15 protein-coding genes are annotated in these 22,410 nt (G+C 63.1%); 4 read left to right on the forward strand and 11 right to left on the reverse strand.

The annotated features are described in order from the left end of the window. Window positions 1-112: 112 nt before the first annotated feature. From MST27_RS00715 to glnE, 9 genes are all read right to left on the reverse strand, one after another. Window positions 113-1,537: a lipopolysaccharide kinase InaA family protein gene (locus MST27_RS00715; RefSeq protein WP_243604088.1), complete on the reverse strand. Its 1,425-nt coding sequence runs from the start codon at window positions 1,535-1,537 to the stop codon at window positions 113-115. Then, a complete protein-coding gene (locus MST27_RS00720) occupies window positions 1,534-2,286 on the reverse strand; it encodes a lipopolysaccharide kinase InaA family protein (protein WP_243604089.1) in 753 nt (250 codons plus the stop codon). Before MST27_RS00720 ends, MST27_RS00715 begins: the two co-directional genes overlap by 4 nt. Then, window positions 2,283-3,020, reverse strand: a complete 738-nt coding sequence (locus tag MST27_RS00725) for a lipopolysaccharide kinase InaA family protein (protein WP_243604090.1) — start codon at window positions 3,018-3,020, stop codon at window positions 2,283-2,285. The genes MST27_RS00720 and MST27_RS00725 overlap by 4 nt, the downstream gene beginning before the upstream one ends. Next, window positions 3,013-3,831, reverse strand: coding sequence for a lipopolysaccharide core heptose(I) kinase RfaP (gene rfaP, locus MST27_RS00730; protein ID WP_243604091.1), 819 nt, complete (start codon window positions 3,829-3,831; stop codon window positions 3,013-3,015). The genes MST27_RS00725 and rfaP overlap by 8 nt, the downstream gene beginning before the upstream one ends. Next, entirely contained in the window at window positions 3,828-4,949 is a 1,122-nt protein-coding gene (locus MST27_RS00735; RefSeq protein WP_243604092.1) for a glycosyltransferase family 4 protein, read from the reverse strand. Before MST27_RS00735 ends, rfaP begins: the two co-directional genes overlap by 4 nt. Further along, a complete protein-coding gene (gene waaC / locus MST27_RS00740) occupies window positions 4,949-5,950 on the reverse strand; it encodes a lipopolysaccharide heptosyltransferase I (protein ID WP_243604093.1) in 1,002 nt (333 codons plus the stop codon). Before waaC ends, MST27_RS00735 begins: the two co-directional genes overlap by 1 nt. Beyond that, complete coding sequence (gene waaF / locus MST27_RS00745; protein ID WP_243604094.1) at window positions 5,951-6,985, reverse strand: lipopolysaccharide heptosyltransferase II; 1,035 nt, start codon at window positions 6,983-6,985, stop codon at window positions 5,951-5,953. An 81-nt stretch (window positions 6,986-7,066) separates the two neighbouring features. Beyond that, window positions 7,067-7,990: a branched-chain-amino-acid transaminase gene (gene ilvE, locus MST27_RS00750; protein WP_243604095.1), complete on the reverse strand. Its 924-nt coding sequence runs from the start codon at window positions 7,988-7,990 to the stop codon at window positions 7,067-7,069. Window positions 7,991-8,033: 43 nt separating this feature from the next. Then, window positions 8,034-10,979 (reverse strand): bifunctional [glutamate--ammonia ligase]-adenylyl-L-tyrosine phosphorylase/[glutamate--ammonia-ligase] adenylyltransferase, encoded by a 2,946-nt coding sequence (gene glnE / locus MST27_RS00755; protein WP_243604096.1) that lies wholly within the window; start codon window positions 10,977-10,979, stop codon window positions 8,034-8,036. Window positions 10,980-11,255: 276 nt separating this feature from the next. On the opposite strand from glnE, the gene aceE reads away from it, so the two are divergent. After that, window positions 11,256-13,901, forward strand: a complete 2,646-nt coding sequence (aceE, locus tag MST27_RS00760; protein ID WP_243604097.1) for a pyruvate dehydrogenase (acetyl-transferring), homodimeric type — start codon at window positions 11,256-11,258, stop codon at window positions 13,899-13,901. A 27-nt stretch (window positions 13,902-13,928) separates the two neighbouring features. Further along, complete coding sequence (gene aceF, locus MST27_RS00765; protein WP_243604098.1) at window positions 13,929-15,935, forward strand: dihydrolipoyllysine-residue acetyltransferase; 2,007 nt, start codon at window positions 13,929-13,931, stop codon at window positions 15,933-15,935. Between the two features lie 66 nt (window positions 15,936-16,001). Here the strand turns inward: aceF and MST27_RS00770 are convergent, their stop codons facing one another. After that, the gene (locus MST27_RS00770) at window positions 16,002-16,490 is read right to left on the reverse strand and encodes a hypothetical protein (RefSeq protein ID WP_243604520.1); all 489 of its coding nucleotides are present in this window, start codon (window positions 16,488-16,490) and stop codon (window positions 16,002-16,004) included. A 149-nt stretch (window positions 16,491-16,639) separates the two neighbouring features. Here MST27_RS00770 and MST27_RS00775 point away from each other — a divergent pair, with 149 nt between their 5' ends. Further along, on the forward strand, window positions 16,640-19,315 hold the full coding sequence (locus MST27_RS00775) for a putative bifunctional diguanylate cyclase/phosphodiesterase (protein ID WP_243604099.1): 2,676 nt from the start codon (window positions 16,640-16,642) through the stop codon (window positions 19,313-19,315). A 104-nt stretch (window positions 19,316-19,419) separates the two neighbouring features. Beyond that, complete coding sequence (gene msrA / locus MST27_RS00780) at window positions 19,420-20,067, forward strand: peptide-methionine (S)-S-oxide reductase MsrA (RefSeq protein ID WP_243604100.1); 648 nt, start codon at window positions 19,420-19,422, stop codon at window positions 20,065-20,067. 420 nt (window positions 20,068-20,487) lie between these two features. On the opposite strand, the gene MST27_RS00785 is transcribed toward msrA, so the two are convergent. Continuing rightward, a complete protein-coding gene (locus MST27_RS00785; protein WP_243604101.1) occupies window positions 20,488-22,266 on the reverse strand; it encodes an acyl-CoA dehydrogenase C-terminal domain-containing protein in 1,779 nt (592 codons plus the stop codon). Window positions 22,267-22,410: the final 144 nt, after the last annotated feature.

Consider the following 22,410-nt stretch of genomic DNA (forward strand, 5'->3'; position numbering starts at 1 on the left):
AATTATAGCGGCTACAGGGAAGCCAGGGTAAACGCCCGTCGTGCGCAATCCCTTCGACAAAACGTTGCGGCAACAACCAATCGGCCGGGCGCGCGAAAATGCGATCGTCGATTTATTTCAGGGTGGGCAGGCGCGCGTCGAGCAGCCTGTGCAAGGCGCTATCGGCCGGCCAGTTTCGCAGCAGACGGGCACGATCGCGACGATAGGCTTCGGCGAAACGCCGATCATCATCGTGATGCCTGGCGGCATCGAGATCGATGAGCATCAGCCGCCCCTCCAGCCAAAGCAGATTGGTACCCTTGAGGTCACCATGACTGATGCGCTCGCGAAGAAAGCCGCTGAACAATCGCTCCAACGCTTGCAGAACGTCCTCCGGCGGCGCGCCGTCCTGGTAGGGCGCGAGCAGAGTAAGCAAATCCTGGCCGTCAGCGTAGTCGGTCACCAGATAGCTTCTGCTGCGCAAGCCAAACCAGCGCCGCTCGATCACCGCCAGGGGCCTGGGACTGGCAATGCCGAGGAAGTTCAGGCGATGACCTTCGACCCAGCTGTGCCAGGCGCGGGAAGGTCGCCAGAAACGCCTGAGCCAGTGCCCGACGCCCTTGATGTTATAGCGCTTGACGACCAGCCTGCGTCCCGCGACCTCGACTCCGGCCACGGTCGCACTGCCACCGCGCTTTAGCGCCACGCCGTCGGCAATCGCAGCGTCCGGATCGCTCAACAGAGGCGCCAGGGTTGCCTCCTCGCTCCGGACAACCGCTCGCAGGCCCAGCGCATCACGGCTAACGCTGAACAGGGTGCAGTCGCGGCCTAGCTTGCCGTGGAAGTCCTTCCAGCGCCGCTTTCGAGCGCGCCCCACCTCATGCTGCAACAGCTCGAGGGGCAGGGCGTGCTCGGCGTTGATCAGAAGATAGTGGACGAGCAGCTCCTCGATGAACGGATCGATAGCCGAAGGCAGCTGCGCAAAGAACAAACCAAGATTTTCCAACACCCGCTCGCGCCCGAGCGCCGAGCCTGGTGACTCGGCCTGGACACCGCCGCCGTCGATCAGCCACAACCTGTCGCCCTGGCGCAGCAAGTTGTCCAGGTGCAGGTCGGCCTGCCACAGGCCTTTTGCATGCAAGGCGGCAACTGCGCCCAGGGCCTCGGCGAGAATGGCCTGCTGCGCCTCGGAAAGCATCGGTTCGTTTGCCACCTGGGACCAGGCCTCGCCGAGGCTGGTTGCACCTTCCAGGTAGTCGAAGAGCAACCAGCCGCCCTCCCCACCCTGCGCGCCCTCAGCGACAAGTGCCGGAGTCGTCATACCCTGCTCGATCAGCAGCTTCGCGCCGCGGCGCTCACGCTCAAGGTGCCGTTGCGCCTTGGCACCCACGAACAACTTGGCCAGCACCACGCGGCCATTCCAGAGGGCCCGGGCGACATAGCGCTGACCAGGCAACACGCGCAGCCAGGCCTGCAGCTCAAGCGCACCGCCAGCCAAGGGCAGTACCTGCGGTAGATCGGGCGACCGCCCCGCCTGTTGCAGCTCGGCCAGTTTCATGGCTGCGCGTCCTTGCTAATGCTCCGAACGAGTAGTCGCCGGCGCCAGCGGTCGACGCGCGCGGCGTCAGGCATGCAGCCCAGGTAGGCCGCCAGCAGCGTTGCCACATCGCCGTCGCGCCAGCCAGCACGACGCACCAGCGCGTCCAAATCACGCTCCCGGGCGCCGCGCCCAAACATCAGGGGACGCGTCTTTTCCAGGTCGATCAGGCAGGTATCGAAACGTTCACCCTGCTCACGAAGGAAGATGTGCTTCGGATACAGGCAGCCATGGCGTTGACCGGCCTGATGCAGCTGCCGGACCAGCTCACCACATGCCCGCAGGATCGTTTCGCGGCGAGCAACCGACACCTCCGACCAGCCTTCCAGCCAGCTAGCAAGGTCGTTCCAGCCATCCAACGCACGCGTCAGCAGAATCGCGCGACGCTCCCCAGCGACCTTACGCTGGCCGAAGAAAGCCACGTCCAAAGTGGGAATCCCGCGCCGGTGGTAGCGCCGAATATTACGGAATTCGCGCGTCAGCGTTGGCTCCCCTAGCGGATGTGTCACCGAATGAATGAGGTAGTCGGACTGTCGTTTGAGGTAATAGGCCGCGCTGCCAAGCTTTAGCTTGTATACCGCGCTCCAGCCGCCACGCCCTCGGTTCGGCTCGTCGACCGCGGGCACGCGGGCGTCCCACAGAGCATCGAAGCCGGACAACCCTGCCGCCTCCAATAGCGGCTTGTCTTGCACCGCGATGAAGTCCTTCATTCGCGCCCCTTGAAATAGCCAAGCACGCTTTCGATCATCGCCCGATCCTCCGGGACGAGGCGATGGCGTTGCTGGTAGTAGAGAAAGAACCGCAGACGCTGACTGCGAGACAGCTGACTCTTGGCGACCTTGTCCAGGCAGGCGAGGTCCTTGATCACCCGATACCGCAGGAAAGAGCCCCACCAGAAATCACCGCTCGGGCAGTCGATCAGATACAGCTGGTCGTCCTCGTCGACGAGAAGATTGCGCCACTTGAGATCGTTGTGCGCGAACCTGTGATCGTGCAGCAGCCGGGTCGCGCGGGCGACTTGCCGACTGATGCGATCCACCCACGCCGGATCAGCGAGCCGGCGGTCCCCGGTCAGCGCCATGGCTGCCATATCCAGCGTATTGGGGATTTCCAGCGTGATCAGCGCACCTCGTCGAAATACACCGAACTGCCGCTCCAGCCCCCAGGCAACGATGGGTGCTATCGGAATTCCAAGACGGCTGAACAGGCGCAGGTTCTGCCATTCAGCCTTGACCCGAGGGCGGCCGAACAGGCGCCGTAAACCCTTGCCGGCCGCGCTGTACCGTTTCACGTAGTAGCGTCGGTCTCCAATCGTTACCCGAGTGACGTTCGATAGCGGATCGCTGGCGATCCGCTCGCCCTGCAAGGCGAAGACCCGTTCCAGGCTGGCGAAGGCATCGGCGGCCTCCGGGGCGATGCCCGGCGCGACCTGCCATTCACTCATTGCCGGCACCCGGAGCGTATTTACGGACGTAGCGTGCGCTCAGGCGCGCGGCCCGCTGCGCCAGCCAGCGAAGCAATTCGGCCTCGTCACGCAGGATCTCGCGCAACGGCCGCTGGAAGTAGGCTCTCAGAAAGCGCAACTTGTCACGCTCGGTCAATCCGATGCCCAGCGCCGAGAAATAGAGCCCCGCCAGGTCCTTGTCACGCCAGCGGCGCGGCGTCTTGGCCCGAGTCTGAGCACGGTGCAGGTCGATCAGCGACAGGCGCAGATGATTGACCGTCACCGGTCTATCGGTGTGCAGCAGGAAATGGCAGATGTAGCAATCACGGTGATTGACGCCGGCTCGGTGCATGGTTCCGGTCATCCGCGCGACCTCGGCGATCAGTGCACGCTTGAGCACTGGATCCGGCGGAGACTCCAACCAGTCGGCCGAATAATCCTCGAGACTGACCGTCGGCGCCAGCTCCTCGGTAATGATGAATGAATGCTGCCTGGCTGGGTTGCTGCCGCGCTCGCCGTACGCGACGGCGGTCATGGTGGGCACGCCGACCTGATGCAGGCGCTCCAATGCGTGCCACTCCTGCCCCGCGCCAAGCACCGGCCGCTTCGCGGTGGTCAGATTCTTGAAGATTTCGCCCCAGCCGATGCCGCGATGAATCTTGACGAAATAGCCGCGCCCATCGACTTCGGTGCGCAGCGTGCGCCGGCCTTCGAGTTCACGGTAGACCTGACCCTCCAGCTGTTCCACCGCCTCGAACGGGTCGCGGTCAGCCCAGAGCGTCCTGAAGGGTTCGGCAAGGATCAACTTCATGCTCGCTCCGCCAGGATCACGTCCGCCGCACGCTTGGGCATGCTGTACAGATCGGCGGTATCAGCATAAGCCAGGGCATTGCGCGCCCAGCGGCTGCGCTGCACATCATCGGCAAGCATGTCGGCAAACGCACGATCGAGGCAGGACTGTTCGAAAGGACTCGACACCACGCGGCCGGCGTCGGCATCAGCGATGTAATGGGCGTAACCGCACACATCGGTTACCAAGACGGGAAGACCCGCGACCAGCGCCTCCAACAGCACGGTCCCGGTGTTCTCGTTATAGGCCGGATGGATCAGCAAATCCGCGCCAAGCAGGAAGCGCGGGATGTCGCTACGCCCCTTGAGAAACTCGACCTGACTGGCAACCCCCAGGGCACGGGCCTGCAGCTGGAACGGCTTGGGATCGTCCTGACCGATGACGAACAGGCGGGTGCGCCGCTTCAGTTCGCGCGGCAGCGAGGCCATGGCCTTGAGGCTGCGGTCGACGCCCTTGGTCTTGAAGCCCGAGCCGATCTGCACGACCAGCAGTTCGTCGCTGCCCAACTCGAATTCATCACGGAACGCCTGGCGAATCTCACCCGCGTTGGGCGGTGCGCGCCGGTCCTGGGCGATGCCGGGCGGCAACAGATGAAAGCGCTCGGCAGGCGTCGCGTAGTGCTTGACGAACAACGGCTGCTGGACCTCGGAGATCATCAGGATCTCGGTGTTGGAACGCGGGTCGAACACCGCGCGCTCGTACTCGGCGAAATGCTTGTAGCGGCCCCACCGCCGGTAGACCGGGTTGCGCAGGGTTTGCGCCTTGTCCTCGAAACAGGGGTCGGCCGCGTAATACACGTCCAGCCCCGGCATCTTGTTGAAGCCGATCACCCGATCAACCGGGCGCTTGGCCAGATCGGCCTCGACCCAGGCGGTAAAACGCTCGTTGCGGGTGTGGTTGAACAGCGCCTTGACGGGCGCGATCAGCACCTCGAAGCCCTCTGGCTTCTCGCCTTCCCAGATCATCGCGTAAACGCGAATGGCATGACCGCGCCGCTGGCATTCCAGGGCGATGCGCATGAAGTCGCGCTGCAGCCCGCCAAAGGGAAAGTATTTGTACAGCACAAAGGCCAACTGCATCAGGTTGTCTCCGACGACCGCAACAGGGCCTTGAGTTCGCTGGCGACGCGCTCCGGGGGAAGCTCGTCGAAGCAGGGTTTGTGTCGATCACCCTTGCCGGCGTTCGGCCCGGGTGCGCACAGGTGCACCTGGGAGCGCCCATAGGCGCCGACGCGGCCCGGCAAGGTCGGGCCATAGAGCGAAATGCTCGGCACGTCCAGCGCGGCAGCGAGATGCCCGAGGCCAGTGTCCACCGCGACGCAGGCTCGCGCACCGGCCACGACCTTGGCGATGCCGCCCAGGTTGAGACGAGGCAGTACGGAGACGCTCGGCAGCCCGGCAGCGATTCGCTCGGCTCTGGCCTTTTCGTCGGCATTGCCCCAAGGCAGTCGGATCGCCCAGCCGAACTCGCTCATTCGCTCGGCCAGTTCACGCCAGTATCGCTCGGGCCAGTGCTTGCTTGGCCAGGTGGTGCCATGCAGGAACAGCAGATAGGGCTGGTCGCTGGGCGCAGCCAACTGGCTGCGATCCAGCCCATAGTCCGCCACCGTGTCGGCGGCCGGATATCCCAGTGCCTGGGCGAACAACTGCCGTACCCGCTCCAACGCATGCTGTTCGCGCCCGACGCTATAGCGTCGATCGTAAAAGCGCGCGGCCACCGGTTCACGGGCGGAATCGCGATCCAAACCGGCCACCGGAGCCGGGGCATATCGGGTCAACCAGGCGCTCTTGAGCAACCCCTGTGCGTCGATCACGAGATCGTAGCGGGCCTCTCGCAAGCGCGCCTTGAAACGCTGCCATTCGCCGGAACGCAGCGCCCGCAGCGGATGCTGGCGCCAACGGCGAATCGCGACCGGTATGACCTGGGCCACGGCTGGGTGCCAGGCGGGGATCTCGGCGAACCCCTCCTCTACCACCCAATCGAACTGGATGCCCGGTAGCGCGCGCGCGGCATCGGTCAGCGCCGGAAGGGTGTGGACCACATCGCCCAGCGAAGAGGTCTTGACCAACAGCACCCTCACTCAGCGTACCTCGACCGGCTGCGGCGCCAGGCGCTCCAGCGCCTCGATGACTGCACCGGGCCTGAGGTCGCGCATGCAGTTGTTGTGACCAAAACGGCAGGTGCGCTCAAAACAGGGGCTGCAATCGAGCCCCAGACGCACGATCTCGACCTGGTCGGACAGCGGCGGGGTGAATGCCGGTGAGGTCGAACCGTAGACGGAAACCAAGGGGCGCCCCAGCGCGGCGGCTACGTGCATGAGCCCGGAATCGTTGGAAACCACCGCATCGGCGCACGACAGCAGGTCGATGGCTTCGGCCAGGCTGGTTTCGCCGGCCAGGTTCAATGCTTCCTCCCGCAATCCCGGGATCAGACCCTGGAGGATCTCCTCGCCCACGGCATGGTCATTCTTCGAGCCGAACAGCCAGACCTGCCACCCTTCGCGAACCCTCGCTTCGGCGACCTTGGCGAAGTACTCCGCCGGCCAGCGTTTGGATTCGCCGAATTCAGCGCCCGGACACAGCGCCAGCACCGGCCGATCCAGACTCAGGCCGAAGCGCGCCAGGGCCGCATCGCGGCTCTGCTCGACGATGCTCAGCGAAGGTTTGGGATAGGGTTTTGGCAACTCGGCGCCCGGCTCGTAGGCCAGCGCCATGAATCGTTCGATCATCAAGGGGTAGCGCTGCTTGTCCAGCCTGCGAATGTCGTTGAGCAGGCCGAAGCGCATCTCGCCACGCCACCCGGTACGCTTGGGGATGCCGGCGAAAAACGGTACCAGCGCCGACTTCAGCGAGTTGGGCAGCAGGATCGCCTGCTCGTATCGCCCTCTCAGGCTCTGCGCAACGTTGCGCCGTGTCGCCATGTCGAGCACGCCATGCCCGACGGGAAAGCTCAACGCCTGCCGGACCTCGGGCATGCGTTCGAGAATAGGCCGACTCCATTCGGGCGCGAGCACGTCGATCTGGCAGTCGGGATGGCGCTGTTTCAAGCAGACGAACAATGTCTGCGCCATCACCATGTCGCCGACCCAGCTGGGACCTACGATCAGAATATTCATAAGCTGAAAGCCATGAGCATGAAGCTGGAAGCAAGTGCCGGAGTGGTCTTCACGTCCGGCTTCCGACTTCCAGCTTGCGGCTTACTTGACCAGCGTCCGCCATTCGCCATGCGCGTCGGTCTTGCCGGTCACGAGATCGAAATAGGCCTTCTGGACACGCTCGGTCACCGGGCCACGGCGACCAATGCCGATACTGCGGCCATCGACCTCGCGAATCGGGGTGACTTCCGCGGCGGTGCCGGTAAAGAAGGCCTCGTCGGCGATATAGACCTCATCGCGGGTGATGCGTTTTTCCACCACCTTGATGCCCAGCTCATCGGCCAGGGTCAGTACCGTGGCGCGGGTGATGCCATTGAGGCAGGCGGTAACCTCCGGGGTGTAGATCACGCCATCCTTGATGATGAAGATGTTTTCCCCGGACCCCTCGGCCACATAACCTTCGGGATCCAGCATCAGCGCTTCGTCGGCGCCGCCGGAAATGGCTTCCTGCAGGGCCAGCATGGAGTTGATGTAGGCGCCGTTGGACTTGGCGCGGGTCATGCTGATGTTGACATGGTGTCGAGTAAAGGAGCTGGTGCGTACCTTGATGCCCATCTCGAGCGCCTCGTCGCCCATGTAGGCGCCCCAGTGCCAGGCCGCGACGATGACATGCACCTTCAGCCCGGAGGCACGCAGCCCCATGCCTTCGCTTCCGTAGAAGACCATCGGGCGAATGTAGGCGCTTTCCAGGTTGTTTTCGCGAACGGCGGCGCGGGTCGCCTCGTTGATCTCTTCCTTCGAATACGGCATCCGCATGTTCATGATGTGTGCCGAATCGAACAGGCGATCGGTGTGCGCCTGCAGGCGGAAGATCGCGGTGCCGGCCGGCGTGTCGTAGGCACGCACGCCCTCGAAAACCCCCATGCCGTAATGCAGGGTGTGAGTCAGCACATGAGTGGTCGCGTCGCGCCACTGAACCAGCTCACCGTCATACCAGATCACGCCATCACGATCGGCCATCGACATTAGTTGCCACCTCGGAATTCGATAAATGCTGTTTGCAGACGAGTCAGCTGAGTCCTAGCTCACGCCAGATGCGCATCACCGCGCGGCGCTCGTCGTGAAATTGATCCCCACTCACCACGCCAGGCAGTTTCTGCAGTGATTGCCGGTGGGCCGCGGCGCGGTATGCCTTGTAGGCATCCTGCAGCAGCCGCACCTCATCGCCGGTCATCAACCCGGCCTGCTCCAGCCCGTCGAGAATGCGGATGTTATCGGTATAGCGCAGCAGTTGCGGATGCTGGTGCGACCACGCCAAAGCCGCGTATTGCACCATAAATTCGATATCCACGATACCACCGGCATCCTGCTTGAGGTTGAACTCGCCCTCGGGCATGAAGGCGTTTTCGGCGGTGCCGGCCTGGGTCGCTCGCGTTCCGAGATTGTCTCGCATCTTCGCTCGCATCTCGCTCACCTCGCGACGCAACTGGTCGAGATCACGCTGGCGACCAAGCACCGAGGCGCGGACCTTTTCGAAGTCCGCTGCCAATTGCCGACAACCGACCAGCACCCGCGCGCGGACCAGTGCCTGATGTTCCCAGGTCCAGGCGTCCTGGCTCTGATAGCGGTCGAAAGCACTCAGCGAACTGACCAACAACCCCGATGCGCCCGACGGTCGCAGGCGCATGTCCACTTCGTACAGTTGGCCAGAGGTGGTCTGAGTGGTCAGCAGATGGATGATCCGCTGGCCCAGGCGGGTAAAGAACTGCGCGCCATCGATGGGCTTGGTGCCGTCGGTCTCGGCGTTGGGATCACCGTCGTGGATGAACACCAGGTCCAGGTCCGACCCGTGCCCAAGCTCGATGCCCCCGACCTTGCCATAGCCGAGAATGATGAACGCCGGATCGCAGAGGCTGCCGTCGACGCGCCGCGGCTGCCCATGCCGCGCCACGGTGTGGCGCCAGGCGAGCTGCAGGACCTGCTCGAGAATGGCCTCGGCCAGCCAGGTCAGGTAGTCGCTGACCTTCATCAACGGCAGCGTACCGGCGATTTCCGAAGCGGCGACGCGCAGCCGATGCGCCAGCTTGAAGTGGCGCAGCGCCTCCATCTGTTGTTCCAGATCGTCTTCTGGGATGCGCGCAAGGCGCTCACGCAACTCGGCAGCCAACTCCGGCGCCTGGGGCGGGCTGAACAGCCGCCCGGCGTTGAGCAATTCATCCAGCAGGAGCGGGAAGCGCGTGATCTGTTCGGCGATCCAAGGGCTGCCCGCGCAGAGTTCGAGCAACCGCTGCAAGGCACCCGGGTTTTCCGTCAGCAGCACGAGATAGGCCGAGCGCCGCGCCACGGCCTCAACCAGCGGCAAAACACGCTCGAGAACCAGATCCGGGTCGTCCTGCTCCACGGCCTGCGCCAACAGACGCGGAATGAATGCGTCCAGCCGCTCGCGCCCCAGGCGCTGCATGGTGCGCACCTGGCTGCCGCTGCGCAGTGCGGCGAGCCGCTGGCAGGCCGCCTGGGCATCACGAAAACCGGCATCGGCCAGCTGGCGACAGGCATGTTCCTCGTCCCAATCCTGTTCCCAGAGCGGCAGCCACTCGCCACCAACCAGCGTCTCGCCTTCGCTGCCCTCGTCCTCGTCGGGGTCGGCGATGACCTGATGGAAATGCCAATCGACGCGCTCCCGCCAGTGCAGGAGCTGCTTGTGAAAGCTCGCCCAGTCGTCGAAGCCCATGATGAAGGCGACCCGGTCACAGTCCGTCTGGTTCTCCGGCAGCATCTGGGTCTGTCGGTCATCTATGGCCTGCAGCGCATGCTCGGTGTAACGCAGGAATTCGTATGCCTCGCGCAATTCGTCCACGGCTGGCGCTGGAAGGTAGCCCTGACCGGCAAGGGTCGCCAGCACCTTCAGCAGCGGTCGCTGCTGCAGACTCAGATCGCGGCCTCCGTGAATGAGCTGGAAGGCCTGGGCGATGAACTCCACCTCACGGATACCACCGGAACCCAGCTTGATATTGGCAGCCATCCCCTTGCGCCGGACCTCTTGCTGGATCAACTGCTTCATGGTGCGCAGCGCATCGATTGCGGAGAAGTCGAGATAACGCCGATAGACGAAGGGGCGCAGCATCTCCAGCAGCTCCTTGCCTGCCGCCTGGTCACCCCCCACCACACGAGCCTTGATCATGGCGTAGCGTTCCCAGTCCCGCCCCTGGTCCTGGTAGTACTGCTCCAACGCGTTGAAGCTGAGCACCAGCGAGCCGGACGATCCGTACGGACGCAGACGCATATCGACTCGAAACACGAACCCGTCGACGGTGGGCGCATCGAGCGCCTTGATCACCCGCTGACCCAGGCGAATGAAGAACTCCTGATTGTCCAGCGCCCGTCGAGCGCCCACCGTCTCGCCCCCCTCCGGGTAGCCAAAGATCAGGTCGATATCCGATGACAGGTTCAACTCGCGTGCACCCAGCTTGCCCATGCCCAGGATGACCATGTGCTGCGGCTCGCCACTGCGCCGCCCGGTCGGGACGCCGAACTGAGTGCAATGGCGCTCGTACAACCAGCCATAGGCCAGATCGATACAGGCATCGGCCAGGTCGGACAAATCGCCGCAGGTCTCGGCCAGATCCGCCTGACGGCTCAGATCGCGCCAGACGATGCGCACTTGCTGACGTGTGCGAAAACGCCGCAACCGCCTCGCCAAGTCGTCCTCGTCAGCGCAGTCGGCCAGGGCTTCGGCGAGCGATGCGCGCATTTCGCCGTCTTTCAGCCCCCGCTCCAGCAACCCGGCCGATGCCAGGCTCAGCAACATCGCGGGATCTCGGCTAACCTGTTCGCTGACGAAGTCACTGGCCGCACACACCCGACCAAAAATGTCGCGCCGTGACACAGGCCAGGCAGTGAACGCCTCCACGGCCTGCGCCGATGAGTCGCGCAGTGCATCGAGGAACGTCTCCTCGGCACGACTGACCAAAGAGTGGAGCGAGGAAGGCAGCGCAACCAGCGATGGCAGACTCATAGGATTCCTTAGCGCAAAGGTTGGCTACAAGACAGCGTCGGCACCGGTACAGAGCCCCTGGAGCCAGCGCCAGCCGGCCCGGCCGACTCGCTGCGCGTGTAGTTTTACTACGAATGATTGTTACAGGGGGCTGAATCGAACGCGGTTTTGTAGTAAAACTACAGAGCCCGGCTCTACCCCCGGCATTACATCCAAGAACATATACGCACCGGCCCAAAAAGCCGGCAGCGAAGTCAGGCAACCGATTCTGGAAGCCTTTCCGCCCTGGAGCAAGCCATGCAAGATCTCGATCCCGTCGAAACCCAGGAATGGCTGGACGCCCTCGAGTCCGTTCTCGACCGCGAAGGTGAAGACCGCGCCCACTATCTGCTGACCCGGATGGGGGAGCTGGCCACCCGCAGTGGTACACCGCTGCCGTACGGCATCACCACACCGTACCGCAACACCATTCCCGTTACCCGCGAAGCCAAGATGCCCGGCGACCTGTTCATGGAGCGTCGCATTCGCTCCCTGGTTCGCTGGAACGCACTCGCAATGGTGATGCGCGCCAACCTGAAGGACCCGGACCTGGGTGGTCACATCTCCACCTTCGCCTCCAGCGCGACGCTTTACGACATCGGTTTCAACTACTTCTTCCAGGCGCCGACCGAAGAACATGGCGGCGACCTGATCTACTACCAGGGCCACGCATCGCCGGGCATCTACGCCCGCGCTTTCCTCGAAGGCCGCCTGACCGAAGAGCAGATGCTCAACTTCCGCCAGGAAGTCGATGGCAAGGGTCTTTCGAGCTACCCGCACCCGCACCTGATGCCCGACTTCTGGCAGTTCCCGACCGTTTCCATGGGCCTGGGCCCGATCACCGCCATCTACCAGGCACGCTTCATGAAGTACCTGGAGAACCGCGGCTTCATCCCGGCCGGCAAGCAGCGCGTCTGGTGCTTCATCGGCGACGGCGAGTGCGACGAGCCGGAAACCCTAGGCGCCATCTCCCTGGCCGGCCGCGAGAACCTCGACAACCTGGTGTTCGTCATCAACTGCAACCTGCAGCGTCTGGACGGCCCGGTGCGCGGCAACAGCAAGATCATCCAGGAACTGGAAGGCGTGTTCAAAGGCGCCAACTGGAACGTCAACAAGGTCATCTGGGGTCGCATGTGGGACCCGCTGTTCGCCATGGACGAAGACGGCCGCATGCAGCGCCGAATGGACGAGGCGATCGACGGCGAATACCAGAACTACAAGGCCAAAGACGGCGCCTACGTTCGCAAGCACTTCTTCGGGGCCGATCCGGAGCTGCTCAAGCGCGTCGAGAAAATGTCCGACGAAGAGGTCTGGAAGCTCAACCGTGGCGGCCACGACCCCTACAAGGTCTATGCGGCCTATCACCAGGCGGTCAACCACAAGGGTCAGCCAACCGTCATCCTGGCCAAGACCATCAAGGGCTACGGCACCGGTGCCGGTGAGGCGAAGAACATCGCCCACAACACCAAGAAAGTCGATATCGACAGCCTGAAGAAATTCCGCGATCGCTTCGACATCCCGGTCAACGATTCGCAGCTCGAAGAGCTGCCGTTCTACCGCCCGGCCGAAGACAGCGCGGAAATGAAATACCTGCGCAAGTGCCGCGAAAAGCTCGGCGGATCGCTGCCACAGCGCCGTCCGAAGAGCTTCAGCATTCCCACACCGCCGCTGGAAACACTCAAAGCCGTGCTCGACGGCTCCGGCGACCGGGAAATCTCCACCACCATGGCGTTCGGCCGGATCCTCTCGCAACTCGTCAAAGACAAGGATCTGGGCAAGCGCATCGTGCCGATTCTCGCCGACGAAGCGCGCACCTTCGGTATGGAAGGCATGTTCCGCCAGCTGGGCATCTACTCGCCGGTGGGTCAGCTGTACGAGCCGGTCGACCGCGACCAGGTGATGTACTACCGCGAAGAGCGGGACGGCCAGATCCTCCAGGAAGGCCTCAACGAGGCGGGCGCGTTCTCCTCGTTCATCGCCGCCGGTACCGCCTATAGCAACTACAACCAGCCGATGCTGCCGGTCTACATCTTCTATTCGATGTTTGGCTTCCAGCGCATCGGCGACCTGGCCTGGGCCGCCGGCGATGCACAGACCCGTGGCTTCCTCTTGGGTGGCACCTCCGGGCGCACCACGCTCAATGGCGAAGGTCTGCAGCACGAGGACGGCCACAGCCACATCCTCGCCAGCACCATCCCCAACTGCCGCAGCTATGACCCCACCTACGGCTACGAGCTGGCGGTGATCATGCATCACGGCATGCACGAGATGATGGAGCAGCAGAAGAGCGTCTACTACTACATCACCGTGATGAACGAGAACTACCAGCAGCCGGCCATGCCGCAGGGTGTCGAGGACGGCATCATCAAGGGCATGTACCTGCTCGAAGAAGCCAAGGGCGACTTCAAGCACCGCGTGCAGTTGCTGGGCTCGGGCACCATCCTGCGTGAAGTGCGCGCCGCGGTGGACATCCTCGCCAAGATGGGCGTCGGCGCCGATGTCTGGAGCGTGACCAGCTTCAACGAGCTGCGCCGTGACGGCCTGGCAGTGGATCGCTGGAACCGCCTGCACCCGACCGAGGAGCCACGCAAGAGCTACGTCGAGCAGTGCCTGGAAGGCCGCGAAGGCCCGGTCGTGGCCTCCACGGACTACATGAAGCTGTTCGCCGACCAGATCCGTCAGTGGGTCCCGTCCCGCGAATACCAGGTGCTGGGCACCGACGGCTTCGGTCGTAGCGACTCGCGCGCCAAGCTGCGCGATTTCTTCGAAGTCGACCGTCGCTGGGTCGCCGTTGCGGCGCTGCAAGCACTGGCCGATCGCGGCGCCATCGAACGCAAGGTCGTGGCCGATGCCATCACCGAGTTCGGTATCGACCCCGAGAAGCGCAATCCCCTGGATTGCTGATGCTGCGTGCGCACAGGAGAACCTAACGTGAGTGAAACCATACGCGTACCCGACATCGGCAGCGGTGAGGGTGAAGTAATCGAGTTGTTCGTCAAGGTTGGTGATCGTATCGAAGCCGACCAGAGCATCCTGACGCTGGAGTCCGACAAGGCCAGCATGGAAATCCCCGCGCCGAAGGCCGGGGTGGTGAAGAGCCTGAAGGTCAAGCTGGGCGACCGGCTGAAGGAAGGCGACGAGCTACTCGAGCTGGAAAGCGAAGAAGGCGCGGACAACGAGGCGCCAGCGCAAGCTGCAGCCGAACCGGCCGCTGCCAGCAGTGGCGGCCCGGCTGACGAAACCGAAGCACCTACGCCCCCAGGCGATGAGAACCCGTCCGCCTCGGCGGGCGAAGGTGAATCGCAAGAGATCAAGGTTCCGGACATCGGCTCGTCCGGCAAGGCCAGCGTGATCGAGATATCAGTGAAGCCCGGCGACACCATCGCCGCCGAGCAGGCACTGATCACGCTCGAGTCGGACAAGGCCAGCATGGAGATCCCCTCGCCGGCCGCTGGCGTGGTCGAAAGCATTTCGGTCAAGGTCGGTGACGAAGTCGGCACTGGCGACCTGATCCTCATCCTCAAGGGCGCAGCCCCCGCCAAGCCGGCCGCCAGCAAGGCACCGGCAAGCGAAGCGGCGAGCGCACCGAAGGAGAAACTCAGCGAACAGGCCACCGAGGCGCCCAGCGAAGCCGGCGGCGAATCCGTGGAAGAGGTCCGCATTCCGGATATCGGCTCCAGCGGCAGCGCCAACGTCATCGAAGTGATGGTCAAGGCTGGCGACAGCGTCGAGGCGGACCAGTCGCTGATTACCCTTGAGTCCGACAAGGCCAGCATGGAAATTCCTGCGCCCAAGGCGGGCGTGGTGGAATCGCTGTCGATCAAGGTCGGTGACGAGGCCAAGACCGGCGATCTGATCCTGACCTTGAAGATCAAGGGTGCCGCGGCGCCGAAAAAGGCCGAGAGCAAGCCGCAGGAAGCGGCTGCGCAGCAGCAGGCCGTGGCGCCGAACAAGCAAGGCGTGCCGGAAGCCAAGGCCGCCGCTACACCCGCGCCCGCCGTCAGCGGCCCGAGCAAGGCCGGTAGCAAGGTACACGCCGGTCCGGCAGTACGTATGACCGCTCGTGAGTTTGGCGTCGACCTGGCGGATGTTCAGGGCACAGGGCCCAAGGGGCGCATCCTCAAGGAAGACGTCCAGGCCTACGTCAAGAGCATGATGAACAAGGCCAAGCAGGCGCCCACCGAAGGGGCTTCAGGCGGTGCCGGCATCCCGCCGGTTCCGACCGTCGACTTCAGCCGCTTCGGCGAGGTCGAGGAAATCCCGATGACCCGCCTGATGCAGGTAGGCGCTGCCAACCTTCATCGCAGCTGGCTGAACGTGCCCCATGTCACCCAGTTCGAGTCAGCCGACATCACCGAGCTGGAGGCCTTCCGCGTGGCGCAGAAGGCGGTGGCAGAGAAGGCCGGCGTCAAGCTGACCGTGCTGCCGCTGCTGCTCAAGGCGTGCGCGCATCTGCTCAAGGAGCTGCCGGACTTCAACAGCTCGCTCGCGCCGAGCGGCAAGGCGCTGATTCGCAAGAAGTACGTGCATCTAGGCTTCGCCGTGGATACACCGGACGGCCTGATGGTGCCGGTCATTCGCAACGTGGATCAGAAGAGCCTGCTGCAACTGGCTGGCGAAGCGGCGGAGCTGGCCGAGAAGGCACGCACCAAGAAGCTGTCCCCGGACGCGATGCAGGGCGCCTGCTTCACCATCTCCAGCCTTGGTCACATTGGCGGCACCGGCTTCACGCCGATCGTCAACGCGCCGGAGGTGGCGATCCTTGGCGTGTCCAAGGCGGCGATGCAGCCGGTATGGGATGGCAAGGCGTTCCAGCCGCGCCTGATGCTGCCGCTGTCGCTGTCTTATGACCATCGCGTCATCAACGGCGCCGCAGCGGCACGCTTCACCAAGCGACTGTCGGAACTGCTCGCCGATATTCGTACGATGCTGCTGTGAGTCGTTGAGCCATGAAAAAACCCGCCTCGGCGGGTTTTTTCATGTTCGGGTCCGATACCTTGTCGTTCAGCCCTTCTGCAAATTGCGAAGCAGGAAGGACAAGGCCTTGGCCAGCTCCTCGGCACCCTGCGGATCACGCAGGATCGTCAGCCAGGGCTCGCCGCCCGGCGTATTGCCAAAAGTGCAGACGACGCCCTGAGTCGGGCATCGGTATTGCAAGTAGGGATCGAGGCCGAAGACGCTGAGGCTGCGATTTCGGACGGCCAGGTTACCTGACGCATCGCGGCGCTCCTCGCGTATGCGCAACTCGCCAGGGCCGCCGACGTCGAGGCGGTAGTCCAGGTCGTGTGGATCTGGTTGGCCAACCTGGTAGGACGCGCGCAAGCCGTAAGTCTTTAGCAGCGCGTTGGCATGCGCCAGCAAGGCCTGGCGCTCGTCGCCGGTCAGGTAGAGCGACTTCAATTCAGCCAGGTATCGGGCTGGTTCGTCGGAGCCAAGGGTGTTGGTTTCAGCGGCTCTCAGCGGCCCGGTTGCAACAACTAGCGCCGAGATCATCAGGAAGTTCAATAGCCGGCTTGTCAGTCCCTGCTGCATGATGCACCCTTGCGATAATTAATGTTATTTAGCCATCGCTCTGCCGAGAAACACGCCTAGATAGGGACCGGCAGAGCAACTCCCGCAGCATACTGGAAGCAAACCGCTCGATGAAAATACATACCGATGCCGCCAGCCGCCTGGCGACCGAGGTTGTGACGCAGTTGCCAGTGCCTTCCAGGCTCGGCATGCTGCGTTTCGAGCGCCTGAACGAATCCAGCTGGGCTCTGCTCTTCCTCGATCCTGCCTGCGAACGCTACCTCGGCCAACCGGCCCATGAATTGTGTTCCCTCATCGATTCTCCCTATGCGAGCCTGATGGAGCCGCAGGCACGACTACACCTGCATGACGTCATCCAGGCGCAATTGGCCGACCGTGGACACTACTCGGTTCGCTATTGCGTCCATGCCGCGAGCGGTACGCTGGATCTGCTCGAAATTGGTGAGGTCGTCCAGCAATACGGTCGCGAAGTGGTGCGCGGCTATCTGATTGTCGAGCCGCACGGCCCTACGGCCTCGCCGGCACTCGAGACGGAGAATGCAAAGCTTAGATCGTCGTTGGAGTTCTACCAGCAAGCTCAGGACGAACACCTCGAGCACCTGATCCGCTCCCGTGCCCAGCAGAGCCTGATCGTCCGGCTCGCGCGGCACCGCTACAGTTCGCCGAATCCCCAGCTCGAGGCGGCACAGCTGATCACCCGGGCGGCAAGCGAAGCTTACGGCATCGCTCGGGCCGCGATCTGGCACGTCAACGGCAGTCATCTGCAAGCCATCGCCGCCTACCGGCGCGATACCAACAGTCACGAATACCCCGACGCGCTCGATATGTCGGTCTGCCCCCGCTACCTGGACGCCATCCACAGCAGCCGCGCCATCGATGTCCCCAATGTCGTCGACGACCCTCGCACTCAGGAGCTGGTGGAGCCATTTTTCAAGCCGCGCGGGATCACCTCGATACTCGACGCCACCATTCGCGTCGGCGGCGAAGTGATCGGCGTGCTCTGCCTGGAACATTCGGGCTGTGCACGTGCCTGGCATACCGACGAGGTCGCATTCGCCGGCGAGCTGGCTGACCAGTACGCCCAGGTGCTCGCCAACCAGCAGCGGCTGAGCGCCACCCATACCCTGCACCTGTTCCAACGCGCCGTGGAACAGAGTGCCAGCGCCTTCATACTCGTCGACCGAGACGGCGTGGTGGACTATGTGAACCCGAGTTTCACCTCCATCACGCAGTTCACGGCCGAGGAGGTTCGCGGACGGCGGTTGGCAGAGCTGACGGCCCTGGAAAACCTCAGTGAACTGTTGTTCGATACCTCCTCGGCACTGGTGAACAGCAACAGCTGGCAAGGCGAGTTCCGCAGCCGGCGCAAGAACCTCGAGCCGTACTGGGGGCAGCTGTCGATCTCCAAGGTGTTTGGTGAAACCGGCGAACTCACGCACTACATCGGCATCTACGAAGACATCACCCACAGCAAGCTCGCGCAGCAACACATCGAACGGCTGGCCTACACCGACAACCTGACCAACCTTGGTAACCGCCCCTTCTTCATACGCAGCATAGAAGAACGCTTCGCACGCAGCGCCAGCCCGAAGCTCTGCCTGTTGCTGGTGGACATCGACAACTTCAAGCGTATCAACGACAGCCTCGGACACCAGACCGGCGACAAGCTGCTGACCAGTCTGGCCCGACGGCTGCGCAACAGCCTCAACCGCGACAGCGTGCTGGCGCGCTTCGCCAGCAACGAATTCGCCCTGCTGCTCGACGACATGGACCTCGAAGAAGGCCATCGTCTTGCGAACCAGGTCCTGCGCATCCTCGACAAGCCGTTGTTCGTCGACAAGCAGCTGATCACCGTCAGCGCCTCGCTGGGCCTGGCCTGCGCGCCGCTGCATGGGCGTGACCCGGAAACCCTGATGAAGCATGCCGGCCAGGCTTTGCACAAGGCCAAGGCCAACGGCAAGAACCAGGTCCAGGTGTTCACCGAGGCGCTACACGCCGAGGCCAACTACAAGCTGTTCGTGGAAAACAACCTGCGCCGCGCCCTGGTGCAGAACGAGCTGGAGATTTTCTATCAACCCAAGCTCTGTCTGCGCACAGGCCGTCTGCAAGGACTCGAGGCGCTGCTGCGCTGGCGTCACCCGGAAAAGGGCATGATCCGCCCGGACCAGTTCATCAGCGTCGCCGAGGAAACCGGGCTGATCATCCCGATCGGCAAGTGGGTGGCGCGTGAGGCCTGCCGCATGAGCATGCAACTTTCGGCGCTGGGCCATGGCACGCCTCGCATGGCGATCAACCTCTCACCAAAGCAATTTTCCGACCCCGAGCTGGTCGACTCGATCGCTCGGGTGCTGGAGGAAGAGCGCCTACCGCCCGAAATGCTGGAGCTGGAACTCACCGAGAGTCTGCTGCTCGACGCCACCGACGAAACCCGACAACAGCTGAACGGCCTGAAGGCCCTGGGGGTCACCCTGGCCATGGACGACTTCGGCACCGGCTATTCATCGCTCAGCTATCTGAAAAAATTCCCGATCGACGTCATCAAGATCGACCGCAGCTTCATCAAGGATATTCCCGACAATCAGGACGACATGGAGATCACCTCCGCCGTCATCGCCATGGCCCGCAATCTGCGACTCAAAGTCGTGGCCGAGGGAGTCGAAACCCCGGAGCAACTCGCTTTCCTGCGCCAGCATCGCTGCGATATCGGTCAGGGCTACCTGTTCGATCGGCCCATTCCAGGCAACCTCCTGCTTGCCAGCCTTGGCCGCTACCCCCGCTGGGTCTGACTGGCGACCGCTCACATCACCACTTACCGAAAAGCGCTTTGGTTTCTTGCGCCGTTGTCCTAGGCTTCCAGGCAGCCTTATGACTTTCGGTTCGAGGAATACCCATGACGTTGCGTTCGCAAATTCTCGTTCACAAGCAGGCGCTGCCCGACCAGAACCAGGCGCTGCCGGGCCGCGCCACCCCGGTGCCGGTGCCCGAAGCGCACTTCGTCAATGGTCATCCATTGCATCCGCCGTTTCCGGCTCACCTGCAGCAGGCCATTTTTGCCATGGGCTGCTTCTGGGGTGCGGAGCGACGATTCTGGGAGCAGCCAGGCGTTTGGACCACCGCAGCGGGATACATCGGCGGCTACACGCCGAACCCCACCTATGAAGAAGTGTGCTCGGGGCTGACCGGGCATACCGAAGCGGTCCTGGTCGTTTTCGACCCGCAGCGGATCAGCTATGCCGCCTTGCTCAAGCTCTTCTGGGAAGCGCACAACCCAACTCAGGGCATGCGGCAGGGCAACGACACCGGCACCCAGTACCGCTCGGCGATCTACTGCCTGAACGAAGAGCAGCTGCAACAGGCCAGGGAAAGCGAGACGACCTTCCAGACAGCCCTCAACGAACAGGGATTCGGTCAGATCACCACTGAAATAGACGAGGCGCCGACGTTCTATTACGCCGAGGCCTACCATCAGCAATACCTTGCGAAGAACCCCGGGGGCTACTGCGGGCTAGGTGGAACCGGCGTCTGTATGCCGGCTTGAAATGCCGCGCCGGGGCCCACGGGCTTCGGCGCGCTTAAGGCCAGTCACTTAATGCCGTCCGCACTCCTCGCCGGGCAGTTATGCCCCAAAAAAAGAAAACCCCGCCGAAGCGGGGCCTTTGCAGACTGAATCCTGACATCCGTGACGTACGCCATCCTGGCGTCGTTCCCCTGAGCATTCCCTGTTATTCGACTTCGCTTCCTTACGCTCTGTCCTGGTTAGCAGACTACTCAGAGGTCTTGGGAACCTGTAGTAGCCAACTGCACCGCGCCATGTAAGCAATTGCTTACAAACCAACCATCCATGATTAAGCTTTGTAAGCAATTGACCATAGTGCAGGCCGGATTATGACCAAGCGTGATGGCACATTGTTCCGCAGACTGGCGAATTAATTTCAATGTGCCCTCATGCATTAAGTCATCAGAACTGATTCGCCTCCAGCAAATAGAGCGACTCGCTGCCCGCTTTCACGGACGCGGCCAGCGAATGGATACGTGGTAACAGGCGTGCAAAGTAGAACCGCGCCGTGCCCAGCTTGCTTGCGTAGAAGTCGTCCTCGCCGTCCTTACCCAGCGCAGCTGCCGCCATTCTGGCCCACATGTAGGCATAGGCGGTGTAGCCGAACGCATGCAGATACTCGACCGAGGCAGCACCTATCTCGTTGGGGTTACGCTTTGCGCTCTCGAGTACGTGTGCAGTGAGTTCATCCAGAAGCTCGAGCGCCTTTACCAACGGGGCGGTGAACTCCCCCATCTCCGCGCCGGCATCGCGGCAGAAGCCGACGATCTCGTCGGAGAAGATCCGGTACAGGTCGCCGCCGCTGCCCACGACCTTGCGACCGAGCAGATCCAACGCCTGGATGCCATTGGTACCTTCATATATCTGGGTAATCCGGCAATCGCGGACCAACTGCTCCTGCCCCCACTCGCGGATGAAGCCATGCCCACCGAAGACCTGCTGGCCATGAATGGTGGACTCGAGCCCCACATCGGTCAGAAAGGCCTTGGCTACAGGCGTGAGCAGCGCGACCAGCGCTTCGGCGCGCTGGCGGGCTTCGGCGTCCTCGCTGAACTTGGCCGTGTCGAGCTGCATCGCGACATAGGTCGAAAAGGCCCGCCCGCCCTCGTTGAGGGCCTTCATCGTGAGCAGCATACGGCGCACGTCCGGATGCACGATGATGGGGTCGGCGGCCTTGTCCTGCGCAACCGGGCCGGTCGGCGCGCGGCTTTGGATACGCTCGCGGGCATATTCGACGGCACTCTGGTAGGAACGCTCGCCAGTGGACAGGCCCTGGATGCCGACGCCCAGACGCTCGTAGTTCATCATGGTGAACATTGCGGCGAGGCCCTTGTTCGGCTCACCCACCATCCAGCCGGTGGCGCCGTCGAAATTCATCACGCAGGTGGCCGAGGCCTGAATACCCATCTTGTGCTCGATCGAGCCACAGGACAGGGTATTGCGCGAACCGAGCGAGCCGTCGTCGTTGACCATCACCTTCGGCACCAGGAACAGCGAAATGCCCTTGGAACCGGCCGGCGCGTCTGGCAGCTTGGCCAGCACCAGGTGGATGATGTTGTCGGTCAGATCGTGCTCACCGCCGGTAATGAAGATCTTGGTGCCACTGATCTTGTAGGAGCCATCGGCCTGCGGTTCGGCCTTGGTGCGAATGATGCCCAGGTCGGTACCGGCATGCGGCTCGGTCAGGCACATGGAACCGGCCCAGAGGCCGGCGTACATGTTCGGCAGATATTTCTGCTTCAGCGCCTCGCTGGCGTGCGCATAGATGGACAGGCAGGCGCCGGAGGTGAGCATCGGATAGAGCCCGAACGCCAGGCTCGCCGAGTTCATCATTTCCTCGACCTGCGCCGAGATCGCCTTGGGCATGCCCATGCCGCCGTAGGCCGGGTCGCCACCGACGCCGACCCAGCCGCCCTCCGCGTACAACTTGTAGGCCTCGGGATAGCCAGCCGGGGTGGTCACCGAGCCGTCCTGCCAGCGGCAACCTTCCTCGTCACCGCTTCGGTTCAGAGGTGCGATGGTGCCGGCAGTGATCTTGCCGGCTTCTTCGAGGATCGCCTCGGCAGTCTCGGCGTCAACCACCTCGGCCAGCGCTGGCATGGCGCGCCAGTGGCTCGGGGCGTCGAACACTTCGTTGAGGACGAACCGCATGTCGCGAAGGGGTGCCTTGTAGTCAGCCATGGAAACCTCGCTGGGACTGTTACCGGCCGGTGTGGCCGCTTGCTTGTCAGCGAGTCTAGCCGACACCTCTAGAGGGCCGAAGCGTCTGTTTTTGACCGAACGGTTCTACCGACGAGCAGCCATTGTCGGTGAAAAGGGCCCAGT

The sequence above is a fragment of the Stutzerimonas marianensis genome, from assembly GCF_022810315.1.
Lineage (GTDB): Bacteria > Pseudomonadota > Gammaproteobacteria > Pseudomonadales > Pseudomonadaceae > Stutzerimonas > Stutzerimonas marianensis.

Coding starts and splice junctions, on each gene's coding strand:
- MST27_RS00715 (WP_243604088.1), bottom strand. CDS start 1,537: ATGAAACTGGCCGAGCTGCAACAGGCGGGGCGGTCGCCCGATCTACCG.
- MST27_RS00720 (WP_243604089.1), bottom strand. CDS start 2,286: ATGAAGGACTTCATCGCGGTGCAAGACAAGCCGCTATTGGAGGCGGCA.
- MST27_RS00725 (WP_243604090.1), bottom strand. CDS start 3,020: ATGAGTGAATGGCAGGTCGCGCCGGGCATCGCCCCGGAGGCCGCCGAT.
- rfaP (WP_243604091.1), bottom strand. CDS start 3,831: ATGAAGTTGATCCTTGCCGAACCCTTCAGGACGCTCTGGGCTGACCGC.
- MST27_RS00735 (WP_243604092.1), bottom strand. CDS start 4,949: ATGCAGTTGGCCTTTGTGCTGTACAAATACTTTCCCTTTGGCGGGCTG.
- waaF (WP_243604094.1), bottom strand. CDS start 6,985: ATGAATATTCTGATCGTAGGTCCCAGCTGGGTCGGCGACATGGTGATG.
- ilvE (WP_243604095.1), bottom strand. CDS start 7,990: ATGTCGATGGCCGATCGTGATGGCGTGATCTGGTATGACGGTGAGCTG.
- glnE (WP_243604096.1), bottom strand. CDS start 10,979: ATGAGTCTGCCATCGCTGGTTGCGCTGCCTTCCTCGCTCCACTCTTTG.
- aceE (WP_243604097.1), top strand. CDS start 11,256: ATGCAAGATCTCGATCCCGTCGAAACCCAGGAATGGCTGGACGCCCTC.
- MST27_RS00770 (WP_243604520.1), bottom strand. CDS start 16,490: ATGATCTCGGCGCTAGTTGTTGCAACCGGGCCGCTGAGAGCCGCTGAA.
- MST27_RS00775 (WP_243604099.1), top strand. CDS start 16,640: ATGAAAATACATACCGATGCCGCCAGCCGCCTGGCGACCGAGGTTGTG.
- msrA (WP_243604100.1), top strand. CDS start 19,420: ATGACGTTGCGTTCGCAAATTCTCGTTCACAAGCAGGCGCTGCCCGAC.
- MST27_RS00785 (WP_243604101.1), bottom strand. CDS start 22,266: ATGGCTGACTACAAGGCACCCCTTCGCGACATGCGGTTCGTCCTCAAC.